2 protein-coding genes and 1 pseudogene are annotated in these 4,057 nt (G+C 53.1%); all 3 read left to right on the forward strand.

Annotated features, from left to right (window positions below; genetic code table 11):
• Window positions 1-2,101 (forward strand): annotated as a pseudogene (gene scpA, locus ACTG33_RS16465) (methylmalonyl-CoA mutase); the annotation flags it as partial.
• A gap of 245 nt (window positions 2,102-2,346) precedes the next feature.
• Window positions 2,347-3,306, forward strand: a complete 960-nt coding sequence (meaB, locus tag ACTG33_RS16470; RefSeq protein ID WP_439136310.1) for a methylmalonyl Co-A mutase-associated GTPase MeaB — start codon at window positions 2,347-2,349, stop codon at window positions 3,304-3,306.
• A 222-nt stretch (window positions 3,307-3,528) separates the two neighbouring features.
• Window positions 3,529-4,057 (forward strand): DUF2062 domain-containing protein (locus ACTG33_RS16475; RefSeq protein ID WP_439136311.1); only part of this gene is annotated, 529 nt, incomplete at its 3' end.

The raw sequence follows: 4,057 nt of genomic DNA on the forward strand, positions 1-4,057 counted from the left end.
TGGCCACCAAACAAACCAAGGGCCTGACTCCCGAAGAACTGACCTGGCACACCCCGGAAGGCATCGACATCAAGCCGCTTTACACCAAGGCTGATGTTGAAAATCTGGAGTTTGCAGACACCTACCCGGGTATGGCGCCCTATGTCCGCGGCCCCATGGCCACCATGTACGCCGGTCGTCCCTGGACCATCCGTCAGTACGCCGGTTTTTCTACCGCTGAAGAATCCAACGCCTTCTACCGCAAAAACCTGAAGGCCGGCGCTCAGGGTGTTTCCGTCGCATTCGATCTGGCCACACACCGTGGTTACGATTCCGACCATCCCCGCGTTTCTGGCGATGTCGGTAAAGCCGGTGTGGCAATCGACTCGGTAGAGGACATGAAAATCCTGTTCGACGAGATCCCACTGGATCAAGTGTCTGTTTCCATGACGATGAACGGTGCGGTACTGCCCATTCTGGCAAACTACATCGTCGCCGCCGAAGAACAAGGCGTCACTCAGGACAAGCTGGCAGGAACCATTCAGAACGATATTCTGAAAGAGTTTATGGTGCGTAATACCTATATTTACCCACCTGCCCCATCCATGAAGATCATCGGCGACATCATTGGTTACACCTCTGAGCACATGCCGAAGTTCAACTCCATCTCGATCTCCGGTTACCACATTCAGGAAGCCGGTGCCGACGCCGCTCTGGAACTGGCTTACACCTTGTCTGACGGTCGCGAATACGTACGTACAGCCCTGAACGCAGGACTGGACGTGGATGCTTCGCACCTCGCCTGTCGTTCTTCTGGGGTATTTCCATGAACTTCTACATGGAAATCGCCAAGCTGCGCGCCGGTCGCCTGCTGTGGAACCGCATCATGTCGGAGTTCGAACCCAAGAACCCGAAATCTTCCATGCTGCGTACCCACTCACAGACGTCTGGCTGGTCACTGACCGAGCAGGATCCTTACAACAACGTGGTGCGTACCACCATTGAAGCCATGGCGGCGGTATTCGGTGGCACCCAGTCACTGCACACCAACGCATTGGACGAAGCGGTTGCCCTGCCCACTGAGTTCTCTGCCCGTATTGCCCGTAATACCCAGATCATTATCCAGGAAGAAACCGGTATTACTCAGGTGGCTGATCCCTGGGGCGGTTCCTACATGATGGAATCCCTGACTCAGGACATCGCCGATAAGGCGTGGGAACTGATTGAAGAAATCGAAGAGAACGGCGGCATGGCGAAAGCCATCGAAGCTGGTCTGCCAAAACTGCGTATTGAAGAATCCGCAGCCAAGAAGCAGGCTCGTATCGACCGTGGTGAAGATGTGATCGTCGGTGTAAACAAGCATATTCTCGAAAAAGAAGACGACCTGGATATTCTGGAAGTGGATAACGTCCGCGTTCGCGACTCCCAGATCGCTCACCTGAAAAAGCTGCGCTCCGAGCGTGACAACGACGCGGTAAATGCAGCCCTGGCAGCCATCACCGAAGCCGCCAAAACCGGCAAAGGCAACCTGCTGGACCTGTCCGTGAAAGCGGCTCGTCTGCGCGCTACCGTTGGGGAGATTTCAGACGCTATGGAAGAAGAGTTTGGTCGTTACAACGCTCAGGCCCGCACCATCTCTGGTGTCTACGGCGCACCTTACGAAGACGACAGCGATTGGCAGGCGATTAAGTCTGACATCGAGTCCTTTGAAAATGACCACGGCCGCCGCCCTCGTATGCTGGTGTGCAAAATGGGTCAGGACGGTCACGACCGTGGCGCCAAAGTCATTGCGACAGCTTTCGCTGACGTAGGTTTCGACATTGATCTCTCGCCTATGTTTTCCACACCGGAAGAAGTGGCCAAGCAAGCGGTTGAGAACGACGTGCACGTAGTCGGCGTCTCATCTCAAGCTGCCGGCCACAAGACTCTGGTACCGGAACTGATCGCTGAGCTGAAAAAACAAGGCGCGGAAGACATTATCGTCGTTGCCGGTGGCGTGATCCCCAAACAGGATTACGAGTATCTGTACGAAGCTGGCGTAAAAGGCATCTTTGGTCCTGGCACCAAGATTCCTCTGGCCGCTCGCGGCGTGCTGGACGAAGTTCGCAAAGCGAACGCCTGATCCGGCGTTTAAGCCAATTGGTACAGCCTATTGTCTTATCAATGGCTGTACCAACTTTTGCTGTACTGTCAGTTACTGTACTACCTGTTGTTGTACTACCTGTTGTTGTACTACTTATTGCTGTACTAACTATTGCTGTACTACGTTGCCCCCTCTGGGGGCATTTTTTTAGCTTTCGTTTTATAGTTCAAAGACACCACTATTCAGTTACTTAATGATTGAACACCAAGTCTTGAGGAGCATCGATGTCGAACATCAATCTGGACCTGTTGCGTCAGGGAAACCGTCGTGCACTGGCCAAAGCCATTACTCTGGTGGAAAGCAAGCTCGACAACCATCGCGCCCAAGCACAGGAACTTCTGGAAGGCGTTCTGCCAGAAACTGGTAACAGTATCCGCATTGGCATCAGTGGCATCCCGGGTGTCGGTAAATCGACCTTTATTGAAGCCTTCGGCAAGCAGCTGATCAGTTTGGGCCACAAGGTCGCTGTTCTCGCGGTGGACCCTAGCTCCCCACTGCGTGGTGGCAGCATTTTGGGGGATAAAACCCGCATGGAAGAGCTTTCCCGGGAAGAGAACGCGTTTATCCGTCCCTCCCCCTCTGAGGGCTCTCTGGGAGGCGTTGCGCAGAAAACCCGGGAAACCATGCTGCTGTGCGAGGCCGCCGGCTATGACGTGATTCTTGTGGAAACTGTCGGTGTGGGTCAGTCAGAGTATGAAGTGGCCGCGATGGTGGATTTCTTCCTGGTTCTGATGATCCCGAACGCTGGCGATGAACTGCAAGGCATCAAGCGCGGCATTATGGAGCTGGCGGACGCGCTGGTGATCAACAAAGCCGACGGCGAGAGCATCAACCTCGCTCAACGCACCAAACAGCATTACCAGAACGCCTTTCACCTGATCAAACACGGCAGCTTCTGGACGCCCCGAGTAGAAACCTGTTCAGCTCTGGAAAAAGACCGTATTAACCACGTTTGGGAAATGATCAGCGAGTACCAGCAGCTGGCTATGGACAACGAGGCTTTTCACGAGAAGCGCGCCCGTCAAAACTCAGAGTGGCTGAAAAAACTGATCCACGAAATGCTGGAAATGCGACTGAAGCAAAACCCGAAAGTCAGGGACAAAATGCCGACACTGCAGCACGAGGTCATGAACAACATCACCACCCCTTACAATGCCGCCAAGCAAATTGTAGAGTTGCTGTAACACCCGTTAACCTGTTCAACTATTGCTCAGATCGCATATTGATCAGGGGTGTTAATAAATGTAATTCTCGCGAGGCAAACCACCAGACAGGGACGTAATTGATTGATTTTTCGCCAAAAAATCGGTAATTCGAAGGATTCTGAGGGCCGGCAACTATGTCTAGAGTTAGTCCTCTTTTACGTGCATAATGTTGCGCCTCTTAGCAGAGCTGATGATAGCTGAATGGCAAAAAAAATCTTCAAACGCTGGTTACCCGATCCCGCAGAGTTCAGAAAACGACCTTCTCTGAATTTTTTGGGTGACCTTCTGCATGATCCCAACTTGTTCCACCTAAATCGTCACTCTGTCTCCGGCGCTTTCTTTGTCGGCTTGTTCGTCGCGTTTCTGCCCACTCTGGGTCAAATGCCCATTGCCGCTGGCGCTGCGCTGCTTTGTCGCGTAAACCTTCCTATTGCCGTTGCTCTGGTATGGATCTCCAACCCGGTGACCATGCCGCCGATTTATTTTGCCTGCTATGAACTCGGACGCTGGATTCTCGATACACCGCCCGGGGCCTTCTCCATTCACCTAACCAAAGAATGGCTGACCAACGAGTTCACCCATATCTGGAAACCTATGGTGGTAGGCTGCCTGCTCTCCGGCATTTTCTTTGGTGGACTGGGCTATATCTTCATTCAGGTCTTCTGGCGAATGCACGTCATACGCAACTGGAAAAAGCGCAAAGCACGCAGACTCCAGCAAGCCGAAAAAG

This window comes from Pseudomaricurvus sp. (assembly GCF_965662505.1).
GTDB lineage: Bacteria > Pseudomonadota > Gammaproteobacteria > Pseudomonadales > Cellvibrionaceae > Pseudomaricurvus.

Coding starts and splice junctions, on each gene's coding strand:
- meaB (WP_439136310.1), top strand. CDS start 2,347: ATGTCGAACATCAATCTGGACCTGTTGCGTCAGGGAAACCGTCGTGCA.